The sequence below is a fragment of the Citrobacter sp. Cpo015 genome (assembly GCF_030333035.1).
GTDB classification, from domain to species: domain Bacteria; phylum Pseudomonadota; class Gammaproteobacteria; order Enterobacterales; family Enterobacteriaceae; genus Citrobacter; species Citrobacter portucalensis.
This window is the reverse complement of record NZ_JAOWGS010000027.1, coordinates 16,131-35,109: the sequence shown is the minus strand read 5'-3', so window position 1 is coordinate 35,109 and position 18,979 is coordinate 16,131. Positions and strand designations below refer to the sequence as shown.

The 18,979-nt window shown below is 50.8% G+C and carries 17 protein-coding genes, 1 tRNA gene and 1 pseudogene; 8 read left to right on the top strand and 11 right to left on the bottom strand.

Translation table 11 applies throughout. The annotated features are described in order from the left end of the window. The first annotated feature begins 251 nt into the window (after positions 1-251). Positions 252-1,973, top strand: coding sequence for a SulP family inorganic anion transporter (locus tag OGY67_RS09225; RefSeq protein ID WP_286573881.1), 1,722 nt, complete (start codon positions 252-254; stop codon positions 1,971-1,973). A 199-nt stretch (positions 1,974-2,172) separates the two neighbouring features. On the opposite strand, the gene OGY67_RS09220 is transcribed toward OGY67_RS09225, so the two are convergent. From OGY67_RS09220 to aspA, 7 genes are all read right to left on the bottom strand, one after another. Then, positions 2,173-3,834: a fatty acid--CoA ligase gene (locus tag OGY67_RS09220; RefSeq protein WP_235125766.1), complete on the bottom strand. Its 1,662-nt coding sequence runs from the start codon at positions 3,832-3,834 to the stop codon at positions 2,173-2,175. A gap of 320 nt (positions 3,835-4,154) precedes the next feature. After that, positions 4,155-4,230, bottom strand: a tRNA-Phe gene (locus tag OGY67_RS09215). 152 nt (positions 4,231-4,382) lie between these two features. Further along, positions 4,383-4,958 (bottom strand): transcriptional regulator, encoded by a 576-nt coding sequence (locus tag OGY67_RS09210; protein WP_008785982.1) that lies wholly within the window; start codon positions 4,956-4,958, stop codon positions 4,383-4,385. A 36-nt stretch (positions 4,959-4,994) separates the two neighbouring features. After that, on the bottom strand, positions 4,995-6,704 hold the full coding sequence (locus tag OGY67_RS09205) for a protein-disulfide reductase DsbD (protein ID WP_286573880.1): 1,710 nt from the start codon (positions 6,702-6,704) through the stop codon (positions 4,995-4,997). Beyond that, the gene (cutA, locus tag OGY67_RS09200) at positions 6,680-7,027 is read right to left on the bottom strand and encodes a divalent cation tolerance protein CutA (protein WP_003025447.1); all 348 of its coding nucleotides are present in this window, start codon (positions 7,025-7,027) and stop codon (positions 6,680-6,682) included. The genes OGY67_RS09205 and cutA overlap by 25 nt, the downstream gene beginning before the upstream one ends. Before the next feature lie 128 nt (positions 7,028-7,155). After that, complete coding sequence (gene dcuA / locus OGY67_RS09195) at positions 7,156-8,457, bottom strand: anaerobic C4-dicarboxylate transporter DcuA (protein ID WP_003830670.1); 1,302 nt, start codon at positions 8,455-8,457, stop codon at positions 7,156-7,158. 115 nt (positions 8,458-8,572) lie between these two features. Next, positions 8,573-10,009 (bottom strand): aspartate ammonia-lyase, encoded by a 1,437-nt coding sequence (aspA, locus tag OGY67_RS09190; RefSeq protein WP_003830668.1) that lies wholly within the window; start codon positions 10,007-10,009, stop codon positions 8,573-8,575. A gap of 338 nt (positions 10,010-10,347) precedes the next feature. Between aspA and OGY67_RS09185 the strand changes: the two genes are divergently transcribed. Then, positions 10,348-10,824 carry an FxsA family protein gene (locus tag OGY67_RS09185; RefSeq protein ID WP_003025457.1) on the top strand — a complete coding sequence of 159 codons (477 nt, stop codon included), beginning with the start codon at positions 10,348-10,350 and terminating at the stop codon, positions 10,822-10,824. Positions 10,825-10,873: 49 nt separating this feature from the next. Here the strand turns inward: OGY67_RS09185 and yjeH are convergent, their stop codons facing one another. Beyond that, complete coding sequence (gene yjeH, locus OGY67_RS09180) at positions 10,874-12,139, bottom strand: L-methionine/branched-chain amino acid transporter (protein ID WP_286573879.1); 1,266 nt, start codon at positions 12,137-12,139, stop codon at positions 10,874-10,876. Between the two features lie 275 nt (positions 12,140-12,414). Here yjeH and OGY67_RS09175 point away from each other — a divergent pair, with 275 nt between their 5' ends. The 3 genes from OGY67_RS09175 to OGY67_RS09165 all read left to right on the top strand — a co-directional run bounded on the left by OGY67_RS09175 (position 12,415) and on the right by OGY67_RS09165 (position 15,001). Continuing rightward, on the top strand, positions 12,415-12,708 hold the full coding sequence (locus OGY67_RS09175; protein ID WP_000027827.1) for a co-chaperone GroES: 294 nt from the start codon (positions 12,415-12,417) through the stop codon (positions 12,706-12,708). Positions 12,709-12,751: 43 nt separating this feature from the next. Then, positions 12,752-14,395, top strand: a complete 1,644-nt coding sequence (groL, locus tag OGY67_RS09170) for a chaperonin GroEL (RefSeq protein ID WP_003830576.1) — start codon at positions 12,752-12,754, stop codon at positions 14,393-14,395. 252 nt (positions 14,396-14,647) lie between these two features. Continuing rightward, complete coding sequence (locus tag OGY67_RS09165; protein WP_003025468.1) at positions 14,648-15,001, top strand: DUF4156 domain-containing protein; 354 nt, start codon at positions 14,648-14,650, stop codon at positions 14,999-15,001. A gap of 88 nt (positions 15,002-15,089) precedes the next feature. On the opposite strand, the pseudogene yjeJ reads toward OGY67_RS09165, so the two are convergent. Together yjeJ and epmB are read right to left on the bottom strand one after the other, a co-directional pair. Continuing rightward, positions 15,090-15,952, bottom strand: a pseudogene (gene yjeJ, locus OGY67_RS09160) (YjeJ family protein). 183 nt (positions 15,953-16,135) lie between these two features. After that, the gene (gene epmB / locus OGY67_RS09155; protein WP_048236301.1) at positions 16,136-17,164 is read right to left on the bottom strand and encodes an EF-P beta-lysylation protein EpmB; all 1,029 of its coding nucleotides are present in this window, start codon (positions 17,162-17,164) and stop codon (positions 16,136-16,138) included. 41 nt (positions 17,165-17,205) lie between these two features. Between epmB and efp the strand changes: the two genes are divergently transcribed. From efp to ecnB, 3 genes are all read left to right on the top strand, one after another. After that, the gene (efp, locus tag OGY67_RS09150; protein WP_003025478.1) at positions 17,206-17,772 is read left to right on the top strand and encodes an elongation factor P; all 567 of its coding nucleotides are present in this window, start codon (positions 17,206-17,208) and stop codon (positions 17,770-17,772) included. Positions 17,773-17,829: 57 nt separating this feature from the next. Continuing rightward, entirely contained in the window at positions 17,830-17,964 is a 135-nt protein-coding gene (gene ecnA, locus OGY67_RS09145; RefSeq protein WP_003830568.1) for a lipoprotein antitoxin entericidin A, read from the top strand. Positions 17,965-18,071: 107 nt separating this feature from the next. Continuing rightward, positions 18,072-18,218 carry a lipoprotein toxin entericidin B gene (gene ecnB, locus OGY67_RS09140; RefSeq protein WP_003025482.1) on the top strand — a complete coding sequence of 49 codons (147 nt, stop codon included), beginning with the start codon at positions 18,072-18,074 and terminating at the stop codon, positions 18,216-18,218. Positions 18,219-18,255: 37 nt separating this feature from the next. On the opposite strand, the gene OGY67_RS09135 is transcribed toward ecnB, so the two are convergent. Next, complete coding sequence (locus OGY67_RS09135) at positions 18,256-18,855, bottom strand: helix-turn-helix transcriptional regulator (protein WP_032942159.1); 600 nt, start codon at positions 18,853-18,855, stop codon at positions 18,256-18,258. Between the last annotated feature and the right edge of the window lie 124 nt (positions 18,856-18,979).

The following is an 18,979-nucleotide window of genomic DNA, read 5'->3' as shown; positions in this document are numbered from 1 at the left end:
CCTTATCCGGCCTGCAGGGGCCGGGCTGAACGTATTTTGTAGGCCTGATAAGCGCAGCGCATCAGGCACATCACAACACCGACCATCGGGTGCAAAGCTATATCCTGAGCCTCCATAACACAAGCCATCCTGCGGTATATGCAGTAAACCCCAAATCTGAATTTTCTGTATTACCTCCCGAAAATATCAGGATCGCCTGCGACAGTTACGTGTACCTTTATCTATAAGTAAGGGTCTATCCGGAGAATAAAGTGTTCGGAAAAATGGTATTAAACTACATGCCAGGGCTAAAAAATTTATTAGCGTACGATAAAAGCTGGCTAAAACATGATGTTAAAGCCGGGTTATCCGTTGCTGCCGTAGCACTACCGGTTGCGATTGCTTACGCTGAGTTGGCGGGAGTCGGGGCTATCGTCGGATTATATTCCTGTGTTTTGCCAATGCTAGCTTATGCGCTGTTTGGTTCTTCCCGCCAATTGATTGTTGGTCCTGATGCCACGACCTGCGCGGTAATTGCAGCCGTTGTAGTTCCTCTTTCTGCCGGAAACCCAGAACTTCACTGGCAGTTGACAATTGTCATGACTGTGATGATGGGGGGATGGTGCCTGCTTGCCAGTAAATTTCGCCTGGGCGCGCTTGCTGACTTGCTTTCGCACCCCATTCTAACGGGCTTGCTTAACGGGGTTGCCGTGACGATTATTGTCGGGCAACTCGGTAAGGTATTGGGGATTACGCTTGATGAAGAGCAAGTGATTGAGAAGATCATTGCCCTGCCTGGCCGACTCTCAGAAATTCATTTATTAACCTTAGGGATCTCCATCCTAACGTTAGCGATTTTAATAGCTATCAAAACGTTTCGTAGCCAATGGCCAGCACCGTTGATTGCTATTGTGATAACAACGGCGCTGGTATGGATTACATCTGCGCAGCAGTATGGGATTGCCACTATTGGGGGATCGGGCTTTCAGTCTGGTTTGCCCGTCGTTCACTGGGGATCGTTTCAGCCTGGTCTGGCGCGTGATTTATTGATTCCTGCGCTGAACCTGGCGTTAGTCAGTTTTGTTAGCCTGATGCTAACCGCTCGCAGTTTTGCCGCAAAAAACGGATACGAAATAAATGCTGATGCTGAGTTCAGGGCTTTGGGGGTCGCGAATCTAATGTCTGGCTTATCTCAGGGGTTTGCGATTAGCGGAGCCGATTCCCGGACTGCGGTAAATGATTCCTCTGGAGGGAAAAGCCAGCTTGTTTCCGTTGTTGCTGCCTTAATCATCGGAATCGTCGTGGTATTTTTCACGCAGCCATTACAATTTATTCCGGTATCTGCATTAGGCATTGTTCTAATTTATGCATCGTGGTCATTAATTGATTTACGCGGACTCTGGAACCTGAGGCGAAGAAATAAACCCGCATTTCGCTTGGCGTTCTTCACCTTTGGCTGTGTTCTGATTATTGGTGTTATTCAGGGGATTGGCCTTGCGGTATTGTTGGGTCTGTTGCAGTTCCTGCGCACAGTTTTCCGTCCTACTGAACACTTATTGGGAATTGACGAAAATGGGATGATTCACTCATTAGGTAATACAACCGATGTGAAAATGATCCCTGGCGTGTTGATGTACCGATTTAACTCACCGCTGACCTATTTTAATGTGGCCTATTTTAAGCGCCGTGTTTTGAATTTAGTCGATGGTGCTGCGCTACAACCGAAATGGGTGGTCATTGACGCCGTTTCTTGCTTTACCTATTCAGATATCAGCGTTCTGGCAACCATTAATGAGTTAAAACGGGACCTGAAGGGGCGGCAGATTAAGTTAATTCTTGCGGGCCGGAAAACGGAGTTAACACGCTGGTTTAAGGAGAGTCGACCGACAATGAAAGACGACGACATGATTCTGGCACCAGACCTTTATTTGGCGCTCCGGTTCATTCAAAGCAAAGAAAGCATGAGTGAGGATGAATCTGGCGTTGTTGAATAAAGCAGATTTAGGTAAATGATCAGGCTGGATGGAAGGTGCCTGTGGCGATGAACATGCCCTGGCACCCATTTTGCTAAAGGGCGATCAGCATCCGCGCGGGGACGGTGAGATCCCCGGCAGAGTATTGATACCGACATGCTACCTGAAATAGAGACAGCGTGACTGTTGTTAACCTTACGCTATGAATGCGACAAATCGCTTAAATGCTTTCCTTCCCATTGCTGGCTTCGAGCTCCCGAATCAGGCGCTTGTTGATCTTACCGACGCTGGTTTTGGGAATATCCGGGACTATCCTTATCTGTCGTGGGATCGCCCATTTAGTGATGTGGCCGCGGTCGACGAATCCTTGTAGATGTGCCGCTATGGCCTGCGGCTCCAGGTCTTCCCCTTCCTTGCAAACCACCAGAGCCAGGGGGCGTTCGCCCCACTGTTCATCAGGTATCCCGACGACGGCTACCGACCTGACAGCCGCGTGTGAGCTGATGAGGCTCTCCAGCTCCAGCGTGCTTATCCACTCACCGCCCGTCTTGATTACGTCTTTGATGCGATCCTTTATTTCCACTATCCCATGGGGATCGATAGAGGCAATGTCGCCGGTATGCAGCCAACTGCCATTCCATAGCTCAGCTCCTTTCTCGGGTTCCTTCAGGTAGCCCTGAGTCAGCCAAGGGGCTCGCACCACTATTTCACCCAGGGCTTCGCCGTCGTGCACTACCTCCCGACCTTCGCCATCGACGATACGCAGATCCACCAACGGAACAGGCAGGCCGGTCCGAATCCGCAGGGGTAACTGCTCATCCATGGGAAGGGCCAGCTCGGCATCGCTTAAGTGGGTCATACAGAGCAGGGGACAGGTTTCAGACATACCATAGCCAGCGTGAATGCGTATGCCCTTATGGTGGGCCTGTGTCGCCAGTCCAAGGGACAGTGAACTGCCACCCAGCAACATCTTCCATCCCGACAGATCGGTCCGTGTGGCTTCGTCGCACTCGAGGATCATTTGCAAGATGGTTGGCACACAGTGCGAGAAGGTTACACCCTCATCGTGATAGAACCGCACCAGCTTGTTGGGTTCGTAACGACCGGGGTAGACCTGCTTCACACCCAGCATTGTTGCGACATAGGGAGCGCCCCAGGCGTGCACGTGAAACATAGGAGTGATCGGCATGTAGACATCGTTCGATCGTAGCAGCGACTGTCCCTCGTGGGCTGCCAGGAGGCCCAGCTCATTGAGCGTGTGCAGGACCAGCTGACGATGGCTGAAGTAGACCCCCTTGGGATTGCCCGTGGTTCCAGTGGTGTAGAACAAGGTCGCTACCGAGTTTTCATCGAAGTCGGGGAAGTCAAAGCGATCTCTCGCTGCGGCCAGAAGGGTCTCATATTCCCCCAGCACCGGCAGGCTGGTTGCCTTCGATTCTTCGTCGCTAAGCTGGATGTATCCCCGGACAGTGGTCAGTGTCTCTGCCAGTGACTCGACAACCGGCAAGAAGTCGTCGTGCACCAGTACCAGGTTGTCCTCGGCATGATTCATGGTGTAAGCGATTTGGTCCGCCGAGAAGCGGACGTTCACCGTGTGTAGCACGGCACCAATCATAGGCACCGCGAAGAAGCACTCGAGGGCGCGATGGCTGTCCCAATCTAGCAGGGCTACGGTGTCTCCAGGCATGACACCGGCCGCTGTCAGCATGTTTGCCAGGCGATGGATGCGCTGTTTGAGGGTGCGATAGTCGTAACGCAGCTTGTCGGCGTAGACGATTTCTCGCTCGGGATGAGAACGCCCACCCGACAGCAGCAAGCTCTTGATCAGCAGCGGATAGGCATGGGCTCCCTGCGCTGACTGTATGACTCTTGTTTTCACCATCCAGATTCCTCGTTGACTCATTATTTGCTCGGTATGATGGCAATTGTAGATGAAGGTTGGTATTTACTCCCTGGCGCTCCCGCAACAGTATTGTGCCCAAGGTTGTTCAGATAAATTACTCAAATTTAGCCTACGGTTAAGCACGCCAGACAAAGAGGTGTGCCTGATACCGCTATATTTTTTGCAGTACCATCGTGGTTCCAGTGAAAGGTTTAACTGTCGTGATGAGGTGGAGTAGGAGTCGCTGTGGGCAGAACGATAAGAAATCTCGCGGAACCCATAAAGCAAAAAACCCGCCATAGGCGGGTTCTTCTAAATAGTGGTGCCCGGACTCGGAATCGAACCAAGGACACGGGGATTTTCAATCCCCTGCTCTACCGACTGAGCTATCCGGGCAACGGGGCGCATTAAACCGTATTCACGTCTGTCAGTCAATCAAATTTCTGGAAACATTGTTCAACCGCTTAATATTGCGGCAATCTGCATGGTTATGCCTGAAGTTTGCACAAATCTATCCGGCAGAGACGACGAAAACAGATAATGCTCGCTTAGGTCAGCGCACCGCCCATTCGGCACTGGGCAAAGCGCAGGATATCTTCAGCCAGGCGGTGTGCCGTTTCGACATCAGCATGGCTACGATTAACCAGCATGCGGCTCAGGCAGCCTTCCAGCACCAGTTCCATCTGTTTGGCGACCATTGCCGGGTCGTCAACTTCCAGCGTCGTCAGCAGCTCATGGGTGAAGTCATGTGCCGCCTTTTTTTGCTGATCGGCTAACTGATGGATCGGATGCCCGGGATCGGGGTAAAACGTACAGGCGGCGATGAACAAACAGCCGGGATAGCGATTATTGCTCACGCATTCGGACAGCGCAGTGTAGCGCGCCAGTAATTTCTGCTCAGCGCTCAGCGTGTCATCCAGTAAAAGCTGACGCCGCCAGATATCCACCCGCTGGCTGAGGTAACGCAGCGCATCGTACAGAATGGCCTCTTTATCGGGCCAAAAGCGCTGCAGTTCATCCAGAGGATAATCGATGCGTTCGGCCACCATTTCCAGCGTGGTATTGGCTATCCCTTGCACCTCAAGTAATTTCAGGGCTTCTCCCAGGACATCTTCACGTTGCACGGTATTCTCCTCCGTATTTCCTGTTGCAAGTGTCGCTCACGGTTGGCGATCGCGCAAATGTGCGCTGAAGGTCGCGGCATCCATAAAGCCCGTAACCCGAGCTTCCGGGTGCTCTTTCCCCTCGGCATCAAAGAACAAGATAGTCGGCAAACCTAAAACCTGTAGATGTTTCAGGAGTGCGACATCCTGTGCATTGTTTGCTGTCACATCCGCCTGCAATAGCACTGTGTTGCCTAGCGCTTGCTGAACCTGCGGATTACTGAACGTGTACTTTTCAAATTCCTTACAGGCTACACACCAGTCGGCATACAGATCCAGCATGACTGGCCTGCCTTTAGCTTGCGCCAGTGCTTGATTTAACGCATCTATCGATGCCACCGGCGTGAAGTTAAGATGTGCCTGGGTTTGAGCATATGGCGCGCCGAACGCCCAGTCTTGCAATGGACGCACGCTTACCAGTGCTGCGGCTAACAGGACAATCTGCACGATACGCATCCAGGCGTGCTTTGCCTGTAGGCTGGTGATGAACGCCCAGCCAAAGAACGCGACGCCTAGCAGTGACCATAAGCGAACGCTCCACTCGTCGCCAACGATACGTTCGAGCAAGAAGACGGGAAGCGCCAGAATGACAAAGCCAAAAGCGGTTTTGACATGTTCCATCCATGGGCCACTTTTAGGCAGCAAGCGGTTGCCAAATACGGTAATTAGCATCAGGGGTAATCCCATCCCCAACGCATACAGATACAGTGTGCCACCTCCCAGCCACATGTTCCCGCTCTGAGCGATATACAGCAAAATCGCGCTTAGCGGGGCCGTTGTGCAAGGAGAACAGATGAGGCCAGCAATCGCCCCCATCGCAAAGACGCTGCCGGGAGATCCGCCTTGCTGGCGGTTACTCATTAGCGTGAGGCGCGTTTGCAGCGATGAGGGCAGTTGCAGCGTGAACAGGCCAAACATCGACAGAGCCAGCAGCGTAAAGATGACGGCAAGGCCAATCAGGACGTAGGGATGCTGAAGCGCAGCCTGGAACTGCAAACCGGCGGCTGCAACAACCAAACCCAGCGCGGTATAGGTGAGCGCCATCCCTTGAACGTAGATAAACGTCAGCAGCAGTGCCCGTCCGGTTGATAAGCGCTGCTTGCCACCCAGTACGATACCGGAAATCAACGGATACATCGGCAGTACGCAAGGCGTAAACGCGATACCAATTCCGATCAGCAATGCCCACAGTGCGGAGAAGGGGAGTTGGGCCGTGGGCTGCGGTTTCTCTTGCGGATCTGCAGTGGCTGGGGCTGGCGCAGAGGCGGCCGCGGAACCAGCAGACACTTCACTTAATGGCACCGTTTTTGTTTCTGGCGGATAGCAAAATCCGGCGTCGGCGCAGCCCTGATATGTGATCGTTAATGTTGCGCCAGACTTAGCCTGATTGACCGTGATCGGGACAGTCAGCTGTTTACGGTAAATCTCACTTTTGCCGTAAAACTCATCTTCATGCCAGACGCCTGGCGGCAGTTTTACCTCAGCAATATCGGCCTGAGATGGCGTAATGCTTATCTGTTTGCGATACAGATAGTAGCCATCTTTAACCTGCCATGTGAGGTTCAGATCGTGTTGGTTTTGCTGAAAATCAAAAACAAACGCCCGATCGGCAGGAACAAACTGCGAGCGGCCAGGCGCGTCAAATAATCCGGCAAAGGTAGATGTGCTGCACAGCAGCAGGATCAGCGTAAGGATGCGTTGAGCCATGAGCGGTAATCAAAGTCTCCGTGAGTGACGGGTAAAACCAGAAGTTCAGGCGTTTGATACGGATGATGTGACTTCAGGCAATCGAGAAGGGCTTGCTGGTGTGTGACGGTGGTTTTTAAAATCATCTGGACTTCATATTCCTGTTCCAGTTTGCCTTCCCAATAGTAGAGGGAGGTCGCACCGGGTAGCAGGGTCACGCAAGCAGCCAGCTTTTCCGCCAGCACTTTGGCGGCGAGATCCTGGGCGGTTGCTTCATCCGGGGCGGTACAGAGCACCACAACGGTATCGGGGATGGAAATATCCTGACTCTTTACATCAAGCATAAACACCTCGAAAGAACAGAGTAACCAGCAAAAGAATGGTCACTATACAACGGACGAGGGAAGGATGTTAGCTAAAGCGGGGTGGGGAGGAGGAACTGCAGGGCGCCCAGGCACCCTGCAGGAAAAACTTACAGCATGAAGCTGCCCAGCAAGAAGCCGAAGCAGACAGCCAGAACCACACCCAGAGTACCCGGGATGAAGAACGGATGGTTAAAGACGAATTTACCGATGCGAGTTGTACCGGTGTCATCCATCTGAACTGCCGCAACCAGAGTTGGGTAGGTTGGCAGAATGAACAGGCCAGAAACCGCGGCGAAAGACGCAACAGCAGTCAGTGGGGAAACGTTCAGAGCCAGAGCCATCGGCATCAGTGCTTTAGCGGTTGCAGCCTGAGAGTACAGCAGTGCAGAAGCAAAGAAGAAGATGACAGCCAGCAGCCACGGATGACCCTGAATTACGCTACCTGCAGTATCTTTGATCCAGTCAATGTTGTGAGATACGAAGGTATCACCCAGCCATGCAACACCCAGGATACAAATACAGGCGCTCATACCGGCTTTGAAAGTGCTGGAGTTCAGGATGGAGTCAGTTTCAACGCGGCAGATGATCGTGGTCAGCGTCGCGATGCTCAGCATGATGATCAGGATTGCGTTGGTGGTGTTCATCAGCGGCTTAGCGACCAGACCGAGGCTTGGGCTGTTGACGATCGCATATACGACGACACAAACCACGCCCAGCAGGAACAACCAAACAGAAGTTTTTGCGCCCGCTTTGATTTCAACTTGTCTTTCACCACGCAGTTCAACCAGGCCTTCTTCCAGACGCTTACGATAAATCGGGTCGTCAGACAGTTTGGAGTTGAACAGCGCAGTTACCAGGAAGGACATGACCAGAACAGCCAGCAGGGTGGACGGAATGACCACGGACAGCAGGTGAATGTAGCTGATGCCATGACCTTCCATTACGGAAGACATGTAAACCACGGCTGCGGAGATTGGAGAAGCCGTAATCGCAATCTGTGCAGAAACCACTGCAGTAGAGAGCGGACGGCAAGGTTTGATCCCTTGTTCCTTCGCAACTTCAGCGATAACTGGCAGCGTTGCCAGAGAGATGTTGCCGGTACCTGCGAAGATAGTCAGGAAATAGGTCACGATAGGTGCAAGGATCGTGATGTATTTCGGGTTTTTACGCAGCAGTTTTTCAGTTTGATGAACCAGATAGTCCAGACCACCTGCAATCTGCATAGCTGAAATGGCAGCGATAACCGCCATGATGATGGAAATAACATCGAACGGGATATTACCGGGTTTTACGCCGATAGCGGCGAGAACCAGAACACCCAGCCCACCTGCAAATCCAATACCGATACCCCCAAGTCTGGCACCTAAAAAGATTGCCAGCAAAACGATGATAAGTTCTAAAACTATCATATTAGCCTTCCTTGTTGTTTAACAAGTTGATATTAAATTGTTGTTTTTAAGTAACTTCGAGTAAGAAAAAAGGCACGTCATCATGACGTGCCTTCTCCGGTACTACCCTACACGATTACTGTTCGCTTTCATCAGTATAACGTTTTGCTTTATAAGCAGGGTGCATCAGGTTCTGTGCAGAGAAGATATCGTCCAGTTCAGACTCGGTCAACAGACCGCGCTCCAGGACAACTTCACGTACGCTCTTACCGGTTTCGGCACAAATTTTACCGACGATGTCGCCGTTGTGGTGACCAATGAACGGGTTGAGGTAAGTAACGATGCCGATGGAGTTGAATACAAACGCTTCACAGACTTCTTTGTTAGCAGTGATACCACTAACGCATTTTTCCAGCAGGTTGTAGCAAGCATTGCTCAGAATGTGAATGGATTCAAACATTGCCTGACCAATGACCGGCTCCATTACGTTCAGCTGCAGCTGACCAGCTTCAGATGCCATGGTTACAGTGATGTCGTTACCGATGACTTTGAAGCACACCTGGTTTACGACTTCCGGAACAACCGGGTTCACTTTAGCTGGCATGATAGAAGAACCAGCCTGCAGTTCCGGCAGGTTGATCTCGTTCAGACCCGCACGCGGACCAGAGGAGAGCAAACGCAGGTCGTTACAGATTTTGGACATCTTCACAGCCAGACGTTTCAGTGCGCCGTGCACCATAACGTATGCGCCACAGTCAGAAGTTGCTTCAATCAGGTCTTCTGCAGGAACACAGGCGAAGCCGGTGACTTCAGCCAGTTTCTGTACTGCCAGCGGAGAGTACTCTTTCGGCGTGTTCAGACCAGTACCGATTGCTGTCGCGCCGAGGTTAACTTCCAGCAGCAGCTCAGCGGTACGGCTAATGTTTTTCACTTCTTCTTTCAACAGTACGCTAAAAGCATGGAATTCCTGACCGAGGGTCATCGGTACAGCATCCTGCAGCTGGGTACGACCCATTTTCAGGATGTCCTGGAATTCAACAGCTTTTTTCTCGAAGCCTTCGCGTAGCTGGTTCAGTGCATCAACCAGTTTGATGATGGATGCGTATACAGCGATACGGAAGCCAGTTGGGTATGCGTCGTTGGTAGACTGACATTTGTTAACGTGGTCGTTCGGGTTCAGGTACTGATATTCACCTTTCTGGTGACCCATCAGTTCCAGACCGATATTGGCCAGAACTTCGTTGGTGTTCATGTTGACGGAGGTACCCGCACCACCCTGGTAAACGTCTACCGGGAACTGATCCATGCATTTTCCGTTATTCAGGACTTCATCACACGCCGCGATGATGGCATTTGCCACACTCTTAGGAATGGTTTGCAGCTCTTTGTTGGCCATAGCCGCTGCCTTTTTAACCATTACCATACCGCGAACAAATTCAGGAATATCGCTGATTTTGTTGTTGCTAATGTAGAAGTTTTCAATCGCTCTCAGAGTGTGGACACCGTAGTAGGCGTCCGCTGGAACTTCCCTGGTACCCAACAAGTCTTCTTCGATACGAATGTTGTTTAACATGTGAACCTTCTTTTTCAAGCTGCCAATGATTTGACTAAACACACAGGATATATGTGATTTCGATTGTTTCTCGACCGACGATTATCCCCTGCATCGGTCTGATACCCGAGATCATATGCTGGTTCAGGATTTCTACCGTAATCTGGATCACTTAAAGCGTGGAATTTACCCCTTATTTATTATTCTGTGAAATGGATCACCCCTTTGTGATTAACCCCAAATATTAGTGTACAAGCCACTTGAAATTTTGCTAACCACCACAATATCAAATCGATGCGATTAACATAATTTTTCGAACAGAAGTTGAACAAAACGGCTGTTATTAACAGGAGATCCCTTTGCGCTGGATACCATTACTTGCCATTTTTCTCTATGTTTACATAGAGATATCTATTTTTATTCAGGTTGCCCATGTGATGGGCGTCCTGATGACGCTGATTTTGGTTATTTTTACATCGGTTATCGGTATGTCTCTGGTTCGTAATCAGGGATTTAAGAACTTTTTACTGATGCAACAGAAAATGGCGGCAGGTGAAAGTCCGGCTGCAGAAATGATCAAAAGCGTATCGCTGATTATTGCCGGTCTACTGTTGGTGCTGCCCGGATTTTTCACCGATTTCCTCGGTCTTCTTCTTTTATTACCCCCGGTGCAAAAACATCTGACGATGAAACTGCTGCCACATTTGCGTTTTTCGCGTATGCCTGGCGGTGGTTTTAGCGCCGGAACGGGTGGCGGTGAGACTTTTGATGGTGAATTTCAGCGCAAGGATGACAAGCGCGACAGCATCGAACATAAAGACGATCGTCGGGATTAAGCATCAGTATGTAGGCCGGATAAGCGTTAGCGTCATCCGGCAAAAGTGTTTATAGGCCGGATGGTGGCGTCAACGTTGCCTTATCCGGCCTGCGGGGTAAAAACAGCCACAGTCCTGCCAGCATAATCAACGCGTACAGACTCTTCCAGCCGACCATCGCCAGTAGCAGTAGGCACAGCAGACCGCCAATGATCGCCAGTGCGCGATAATGCCCTTTCAGTAATCGACACCCCGCCAACATGCACAGCAAATAAATCATAATAAAGATGCCGTTGGCGTAGACGATTAACGCATCGAGATTGATTTGCAGCATATAGATGCACAGAGTACTGATTACGCAGCAGCCCAATACGGCGTTTAGCGCATTGCGCGGAAGGCGTCGGGGGGACAGACGAGCCAGATAACTCTCCGGCTTATACTGCGCTTGCGACCAGACCAGCCGGGCGAAGCTTTGTATATAAATGTTGAGGCTGGCAAAACAGGCCAGATAACCAATGATGCAGGCGACCCACAGAGCTTGTACGCCAAACAGTTGCACGACGATCTCTGGCAGCGACGCTGCGGCCGCCATTTGCTCGCCGTAGGCACCAAAATGGAGAACGACAACGGTGCATGCCCAATAAACAGACCCTGCCAGCAGCAGGCCGATCATCAGTGCGCGTGGGAAGTCTCGCTCCGGATTTTTGAATTCAGACGCCAGGTGAGCAAACGCTTCAAGGCCGACAAAGCACCAGAACATGACCGACAACGCGGCGAACAGGCCGGGAAGCTCAATATCGGTAATCGCAGGGAAGGGGATTTCGCCAGGTGTCAGATCGCCCGCCCACCAGATAGCAACAATCAGGGCAACAATCAGTCCTGCAATGACCGTTTGTAGATTCGCGCTGGAGCTTGCGCCGCGAGAGCCGATGTACCAAACCAATGCCAGCGTACCGAGTTCAGCCAGCAAAAGCTGCTCGTCATGCCAGCCAAACATCGCCTGACCGAATCCGGCGGCGATATGCAATGCCGCAGGCAAACCGACAGGAATGACCGACAAAAATAGCCATCCGGTAACGCGCTCCAGGCGCGAACCAAAGGCCATGCCGACAAAATGCGCCACACCGCCTGCGCTGGGAAAATGACGACCCAGTACGGCGAAGACAATCGCTACGGGAAAGACCAAAACAATCAGCACCGGCCATGCCCACAGGCTGTTGTTGCCCGCAACCAGTGCGGCCAGCGCGGGGACGGCAAAAACGCCTGTACCTAACAATGATGTCGACAACAGGCCAACGCCCTGAGCCAGTCCCAGCTCTTGTTTCAGTCCGCTCATAAGTTGTTATCCGGTTATGCCCATTGACCGGGCTACAGCGCAGATTTTTGATGGTATCACAATCAGATTTGCTTATGACGACGTGACTGAAATCGTTATGAAATGTGAGGTGCGTCGGCGTTTTGACGGGATTTTCTGCTGATAAAAATTTTTTTTCGCTTGCCCCCTTGAAGGCACAAAACCCCATCCCCATCTCTCTGGTCACTAGCCGGGAAACCGTTTACGGGCCGGCGTCACCCATAACTGATAAAGACTTTCTCAAAGGAGAGCTATCAATGAGTATTCGTCCGTTACATGATCGTGTGATCGTCAAACGTAAAGAAGTTGAATCCAAATCTGCTGGCGGCATCGTACTGACCGGTTCTGCAGCAGGTAAATCAACTCGTGGCGAAATCATCGCTGTCGGTAAGGGTCGCATCCTGGACAACGGTACCGTACAGCCGCTGGACGTGAAAGTCGGCGATATCGTTATTTTCAACGATGGCTACGGTGTTAAATCTGAGAAGATCGACAATGAAGAAGTGTTGATCATGTCTGAAAGCGACATCCTGGCGATTGTTGAAGCCTAATCCGCGAACGACACTGAACATACGAATTTAAGGGAAAGAGAAAATGGCAGCTAAAGACGTAAAATTCGGTAACGACGCTCGTGTGAAAATGCTGCGCGGCGTAAACGTACTGGCAGATGCAGTGAAAGTTACCCTCGGTCCAAAAGGCCGTAACGTAGTTCTGGATAAATCTTTCGGTGCACCGACCATCACTAAAGATGGTGTTTCCGTAGCACGTGAAATCGAACTGGAAGACAAGTTCGAAAACATGGGTGCGCAGATGGTGAAAGAAGTTGCCTCTAAAGCGAACGACGCTGCAGGTGACGGTACCACCACCGCAACCGTACTGGCTCAGTCCATCATCACTGAAGGTCTGAAAGCCGTTGCTGCGGGCATGAACCCGATGGATCTGAAACGTGGTATCGACAAAGCTGTCGCTGCTGCTGTTGAAGAACTGAAAGCACTGTCCGTACCGTGCTCCGACTCTAAAGCTATTGCTCAGGTTGGTACCATCTCCGCTAACTCCGACGAAACCGTAGGTAAACTGATCGCTGAAGCGATGGACAAAGTCGGTAAAGAAGGCGTGATCACCGTTGAAGACGGTACCGGTCTGCAGGACGAACTGGACGTGGTTGAAGGTATGCAGTTCGACCGTGGCTACCTGTCTCCTTACTTCATCAACAAGCCGGAAACTGGCGCAGTAGAACTGGAAAGCCCGTTCATCCTGCTGGCTGACAAGAAAATCTCCAACATCCGCGAAATGCTGCCGGTTCTGGAAGCTGTAGCGAAAGCAGGCAAACCGCTGCTGATCATCGCTGAAGATGTTGAAGGCGAAGCGCTGGCAACTCTGGTTGTTAACACCATGCGCGGTATCGTGAAAGTCGCTGCAGTTAAAGCACCTGGCTTCGGCGATCGTCGTAAAGCAATGCTGCAGGATATCGCTACCCTGACCGGTGGTACCGTTATCTCTGAAGAGATCGGTATGGAGCTGGAAAAAGCAACTCTGGAAGATCTGGGTCAGGCGAAACGCGTTGTTATCAACAAAGATACCACCACCATCATCGATGGCGTGGGCGACGAAGCTGCAATCCAGGGTCGCGTGACTCAGATTCGTCAGCAGATCGAAGAAGCAACTTCTGACTATGACCGTGAAAAACTGCAGGAGCGCGTAGCGAAACTGGCAGGCGGCGTTGCGGTTATCAAAGTTGGTGCTGCGACTGAAGTTGAAATGAAAGAGAAGAAAGCCCGCGTTGAAGATGCCCTGCACGCTACCCGTGCTGCGGTAGAAGAAGGCGTGGTTGCTGGTGGTGGTGTTGCGCTGATTCGCGTAGCGTCTAAAATTGCCGGCCTGAAAGGTCAGAACGAAGACCAGAACGTAGGTATCAAAGTTGCGCTGCGCGCAATGGAATCCCCACTGCGTCAAATCGTACTGAACTGCGGCGAAGAGCCGTCTGTAGTGGCTAACACCGTGAAAGCTGGTGACGGTAACTACGGTTACAACGCTGCAACTGAAGAATACGGCAACATGATCGACATGGGTATCCTGGATCCAACCAAAGTAACTCGTTCTGCTCTGCAGTACGCGGCTTCTGTTGCGGGTCTGATGATCACCACCGAGTGCATGGTTACCGACCTGCCGAAAGGCGATGCGCCTGACTTAGGTGCTGCCGGTATGGGTGGCATGGGTGGAATGGGCGGCATGATGTAATTGCCCACACCCTGCATCCTTCAGGCTGCAGATGCGTTGGCTGCGTTTGCTAACCCCAGTCACTTACTTGAGTAAGCTCTTGGGGATTAACAAACTGGCCGCCTTCCTGCAACCAGAATGATTTGGGTACTCATCTCCCAGAATTGAGAAACCCTCGGGCAGAAATGTCTGGGGGTTTTTCTTTTGGTCATCTTTTTAGTATATGATTCAGCTACGGACATAAGGTCCAACTAATTGATTATGGGGAATGACATGCACGTGAAATATTTAGCAGGGATCGTTGGTGCCGCGCTACTGATGGCGGGTTGTAGCTCCAGCAACGAACTGAGTTCTGCCGGGCAAAGCGTACGTTTTGTTGAAGACAAGCCTGGCGCAGAGTGCCAACTGATAGGCACCGCAACCGGTAAGCAAAGCAACTGGCTTTCAGGCCAGCACGGCGAAGAGGGCGGCTCAATGCGTGGCGCAGCAAACGATCTGCGTAACCAGGCTGCGGCAATGGGCGGTAACGTGATTTATGGCGTCAGCAGCCCATCGCAGGGAATGCTGTCCAGCTTTGTTCCTACCGCCAGCGAGATGATTGGACAGGTTTATAAGTGCCCTAATTGAGAACTGCTGCTGATGCCGGATGGCGACGCTAAAGCGTCTTATCCGGCCTACGGTACGAATGATCGTAGGCCTGATAAGCGCAGCGCCATCAGGCATTCTGAGTCTTATGCGCAGACTGAACGCGTAAATGATGCAATGCGCGCAGGCACTGATCCTGATTGAGCTTTTGCGTCTTATCACCCGTCAACGTTCTGACAAACACCTGGCACGGTACACCGGCAAGTTTTTTCAGCCGCGGGCTGAAGTCGAGAAGACGGCGAGTAATGGCTTCGGCTTCTTTGCTACCGGAAAGGGCGCGAGTTTTCACTACCGAACCACAGAACTGGGCTTTTCCTTTATCATCTGTATAGCGGTAAATAATCGCCAGATAATGATTAAACAGGTTATGTTTCCATTCGGGTTGTGTATAAGAGTCGTATTCCAGATTGTCGTTTTGCTGACAATCAACATCGTACAGCGGCAGGAAATCCAGCAGCGATGTTATTCGTAGCGCGAGTTCTCTCATGCCAGCATTATTTATTGCGTGAATAATTGCATGCGCCAGCACCTGAATCTGTAATTCATTAACCAGTAATTCGCATTTTTGTCCGTCATGCAACGTCAGAGAAAATGTTAAATTCTCGCCTTTGTCATCCACTAACATCAGCGAATTTATGCGGCGGTTAATATCCGCATTTTTTAGTTCATCTTCCTGAATTGACGGAATATTCTCGTGCATTTTTTGCTGGCTTTATCACATGTCTTTTCATATTGCATACGCTCGTCTGTGTTTAGCTGTGAAATGGCGTACAGCCGGCTCTCCAGCGCGATAAGCAGGTCTCTAAGTCCAAGTGGAGAGAGAAAAAAGAGAGATTCTTTGTTTCTTGGTTCTTTTATTTTTAATGCCATGGCAACAAATTCATTCTTTTGGCGAATAATGCCAGTATTAACGCCCTTAATACTTATAGCCATAAAAGGTTCTCCCTAACCATATATTTATTAATATTCTGCATTTGAAACTATTGATAAAATTTACGAATGAATAATTGAACTGCGCTAATTAAAATAGCACAGATTAAAAGCGAGGCTCCACTTGTGGGTATTTAAATAATAAGTAATCGTGGTGAGTGTCCGGAATCGGACACTCAGTAATAGCTATTGTTGACGTAACTGCAGATCCAGCGGTGTTTTACTTGGCTCTCCACCAATTTCACGCGCCAGTTTGGGGACCATATAGCCGGAAACTAGCGTCAGAAGCTCACGCATAATGCGACGCGCTTCATCGTCGCTGACCATAAAGTGTGCGGCACCCTGCACTTTATCCAGCACGTGCAGGTAATAGGGCATCACACCGGCATCAAACAGTGCGTTGCTAAGGTTAGCCAGGGTTTGCGCGTTATCGTTCACGCCACGCAGCAATACGCTTTGGTTGAGTAACGTAACGCCCGCGGCGCGCAGACTGCTCATCGCCTGGCGAAACGTCTGATCAATTTCATTGGCATGGTTAATGTGATTGACCAGCAGAATCTGCAAGGAGGAGTGCGCAAAGCGCTCGACCAGTCCTTCTGTAATGCGCGCCGGGATCACTATCGGCAAACGGCTGTGAATACGCAGACGCTTAATGTGCGGGATAGCTTCCAGTTGCGTGAGCAACCAGTCCAGTTCGTGGTCCTTGGCCATTAACGGATCGCCACCAGAGAAGATGATTTCATCCAGCTCAGGGTGCGCGTTAATGTAGTCGAGGGCGACCTGCCAGTTGCGCTTATTGCCCTGATTTTCGGCGTATGGGAAATGCCGGCGGAAGCAATAGCGACAATTTACCGCGCAACCGCCTTTAACCAGCAGCAGTGCCCGATTGCGATATTTATGCAGCAGACCGGGAACCACGCTGTGCTGTTCTTCCAGTGGGTCGGTTGAGTAGCCTGGCGCGGCCACAAACTCTTCCTGGGCAGTCAGTACCTGACGTAAAAGCGGATCGTCCGGGTTGCCTTTCTCCATGCGGGCAATAAACGCACGCGGCACGCGCAGGGCGAAAAGCCGTCTCGCGTCGCGTCCGGCCAACAGTTTTTCATCTGCATCTATGTTCAAAAGATGCAGAAGTTCATCGGGATCGGTCACAACATCGGCAAGTTGCGATAACCAATCTTCTCTGGATGGGGTATTTAGGGTTACAATATGCGCCATTTTGTGGCTTAGCTACCAGTTAACAATTTTCAGAGGGCCTTATGGCAACGTACTATAGCAACGATTTTCGTGCTGGTCTTAAAATCATGTTGGACGGCGAACCTTATGCGGTTGAAGCCAGCGAATTCGTTAAACCAGGTAAAGGCCAGGCGTTTGCGCGCGTTAAGCTGCGTCGCCTGCTGACCGGTACTCGCGTAGAGAAAACCTTCAAGTCTACTGACTCCGCTGAAGGCGCAGACGTAGCCGACATGAACCTGACCTTCCTGTATAGCGACGGTGAGTTCTGGCACTTTATGAATAACACCACTTTCGAACAGCTGGCTGCAGACGAGAAAGCGGTAGGCGATAACGCTAAATGGCTGCTGGACCAGGCTGAATGCATCGTGACCCTGTGGAACGGTCAGCCGATCTCCGTAACTCCGCCGAACTTCGTTGAGCTGGAAGTTGTTGAAACCGACCCAGGTCTGAAAGGCGATACCGCTGGTACTGGCGGCAAACCGGCTACCCTGTCTACCGGCGCAGTCGTTAAAGTTCCGCTGTTCGTACAGATCGGCGAAGTGATCAAAGTGGATACCCGCTCCGGCGAATACGTTTCTCGCGTAAAATAAGTCTTCCATTTGATCTTATGGCGCAGGTTGCTGCGCCATACTTTTTCCAGGGCAGGAATGATGAAACGTCTTCTCGGTCTTGTAATGCTACTCCTTTTCACCAGCACCCTCCTGACAGGATGCAATACCGCGCGCGGCTTCGGTGAAGACATCAAACATCTTGGCAATTCAATTTCTCACGCCGCCAGCTAATCCTTTCATATAGTCTTAAAAACGGTTGTTTATCCATCACACTCCCGGATCTTGTCTATTATTAAGTAGCTATACACAAACAATATTGGCTAGAAAAGGAAGACGTTATGGTTAAGAAGACAATTGCTGCGATCTTTTCTGTGTTGGTACTTTCTTCCGTTTTAACCGCGTGTAATACCACACGAGGCGTAGGACAGGATATCTCTGAAGGCGGTAGCGCAATCTCTGGTGCAGCGACAAAAGCTCAGCAATAGCAATAATGAAGAACGGTACGACGTACGTGTCGTACCGTTAATCTCCCTTCCCTGGGAGTGAAAGGAACGGCGAGAAGCGGTTCCCCAGGTGCAGTTTCATACGGATATTCCGCTTATAGGTGTAGACCGTTTTGCCATGAATGCTGAGCGCGGCGGCAATGGCATTGTTACTCACACCATCCATCCACATTGATAATACTTTCTCCTCCTGCGGCGTAAGCAAAGGCGTGGCGTTTTTGGCTATTTCTAATGCGGGGCGAACCTGAAGCGCTTCCTGAATTGTGTTGGAGAGTGTGTTCAGCGTGGTGTGCTTGGTTAAGACCGAATGGGCTACGGATTGAGAGGGCACGATGGGGGCATGCTGTCTGTCTGCTGATTGCAGTAAAATCAGTGGGATGACGCCACAACTCATAAAAAAAGGTTTAATTGGCGGACTGGAGTGCGTCTCGCTAATAAAACTGTATAAATCCGCGATCACCAGATGCGGTTTCCATTGCAAAATATGCTCTTTTGCTAACAGGAGATTATTGATTCCTGATACCAGAAATGAGGAGCTGAACCTGCCAGAATGATTAAGCAAGGCCTCTATCCCTGTGCGGGTAAAGTGGCACCGGTCAATCACTAAAATTTTAAGCATAAACGTTTCGCATTCAGAAGAGGGGCAATCGACTTTCTGGTTTCAGAAAGCCCTTCATCATAGAGAACTCCGATGAGTGCCAAATGCGGGAACTACGCCGCTAATTATGCTTAATTCTTGCTTT

Bases quoted from the DNA above. Each gene is read 5' to 3' on its own strand.
- dcuA (WP_003830670.1), bottom strand. From the start codon at position 8,457: ATGATAGTTTTAGAACTTATCATCGTTTTGCTGGCAATCTTTTTAGGT.
- OGY67_RS09175 (WP_000027827.1), top strand. From the start codon at position 12,415: ATGAGTATTCGTCCGTTACATGATCGTGTGATCGTCAAACGTAAAGAA.
- yjeH (WP_286573879.1), bottom strand. From the start codon at position 12,139: ATGAGCGGACTGAAACAAGAGCTGGGACTGGCTCAGGGCGTTGGCCTG.
- efp (WP_003025478.1), top strand. From the start codon at position 17,206: ATGGCAACGTACTATAGCAACGATTTTCGTGCTGGTCTTAAAATCATG.
- OGY67_RS09165 (WP_003025468.1), top strand. From the start codon at position 14,648: ATGCACGTGAAATATTTAGCAGGGATCGTTGGTGCCGCGCTACTGATG.
- ecnB (WP_003025482.1), top strand. From the start codon at position 18,072: ATGGTTAAGAAGACAATTGCTGCGATCTTTTCTGTGTTGGTACTTTCT.
- aspA (WP_003830668.1), bottom strand. From the start codon at position 10,009: ATGTTAAACAACATTCGTATCGAAGAAGACTTGTTGGGTACCAGGGAA.
- OGY67_RS09135 (WP_032942159.1), bottom strand. From the start codon at position 18,855: ATGCTTAAAATTTTAGTGATTGACCGGTGCCACTTTACCCGCACAGGG.
- cutA (WP_003025447.1), bottom strand. From the start codon at position 7,027: ATGCTTGATGTAAAGAGTCAGGATATTTCCATCCCCGATACCGTTGTG.
- groL (WP_003830576.1), top strand. From the start codon at position 12,752: ATGGCAGCTAAAGACGTAAAATTCGGTAACGACGCTCGTGTGAAAATG.
- OGY67_RS09220 (WP_235125766.1), bottom strand. From the start codon at position 3,834: ATGGTGAAAACAAGAGTCATACAGTCAGCGCAGGGAGCCCATGCCTAT.
- ecnA (WP_003830568.1), top strand. From the start codon at position 17,830: ATGATGAAACGTCTTCTCGGTCTTGTAATGCTACTCCTTTTCACCAGC.
- epmB (WP_048236301.1), bottom strand. From the start codon at position 17,164: ATGGCGCATATTGTAACCCTAAATACCCCATCCAGAGAAGATTGGTTA.
- OGY67_RS09205 (WP_286573880.1), bottom strand. From the start codon at position 6,704: ATGGCTCAACGCATCCTTACGCTGATCCTGCTGCTGTGCAGCACATCT.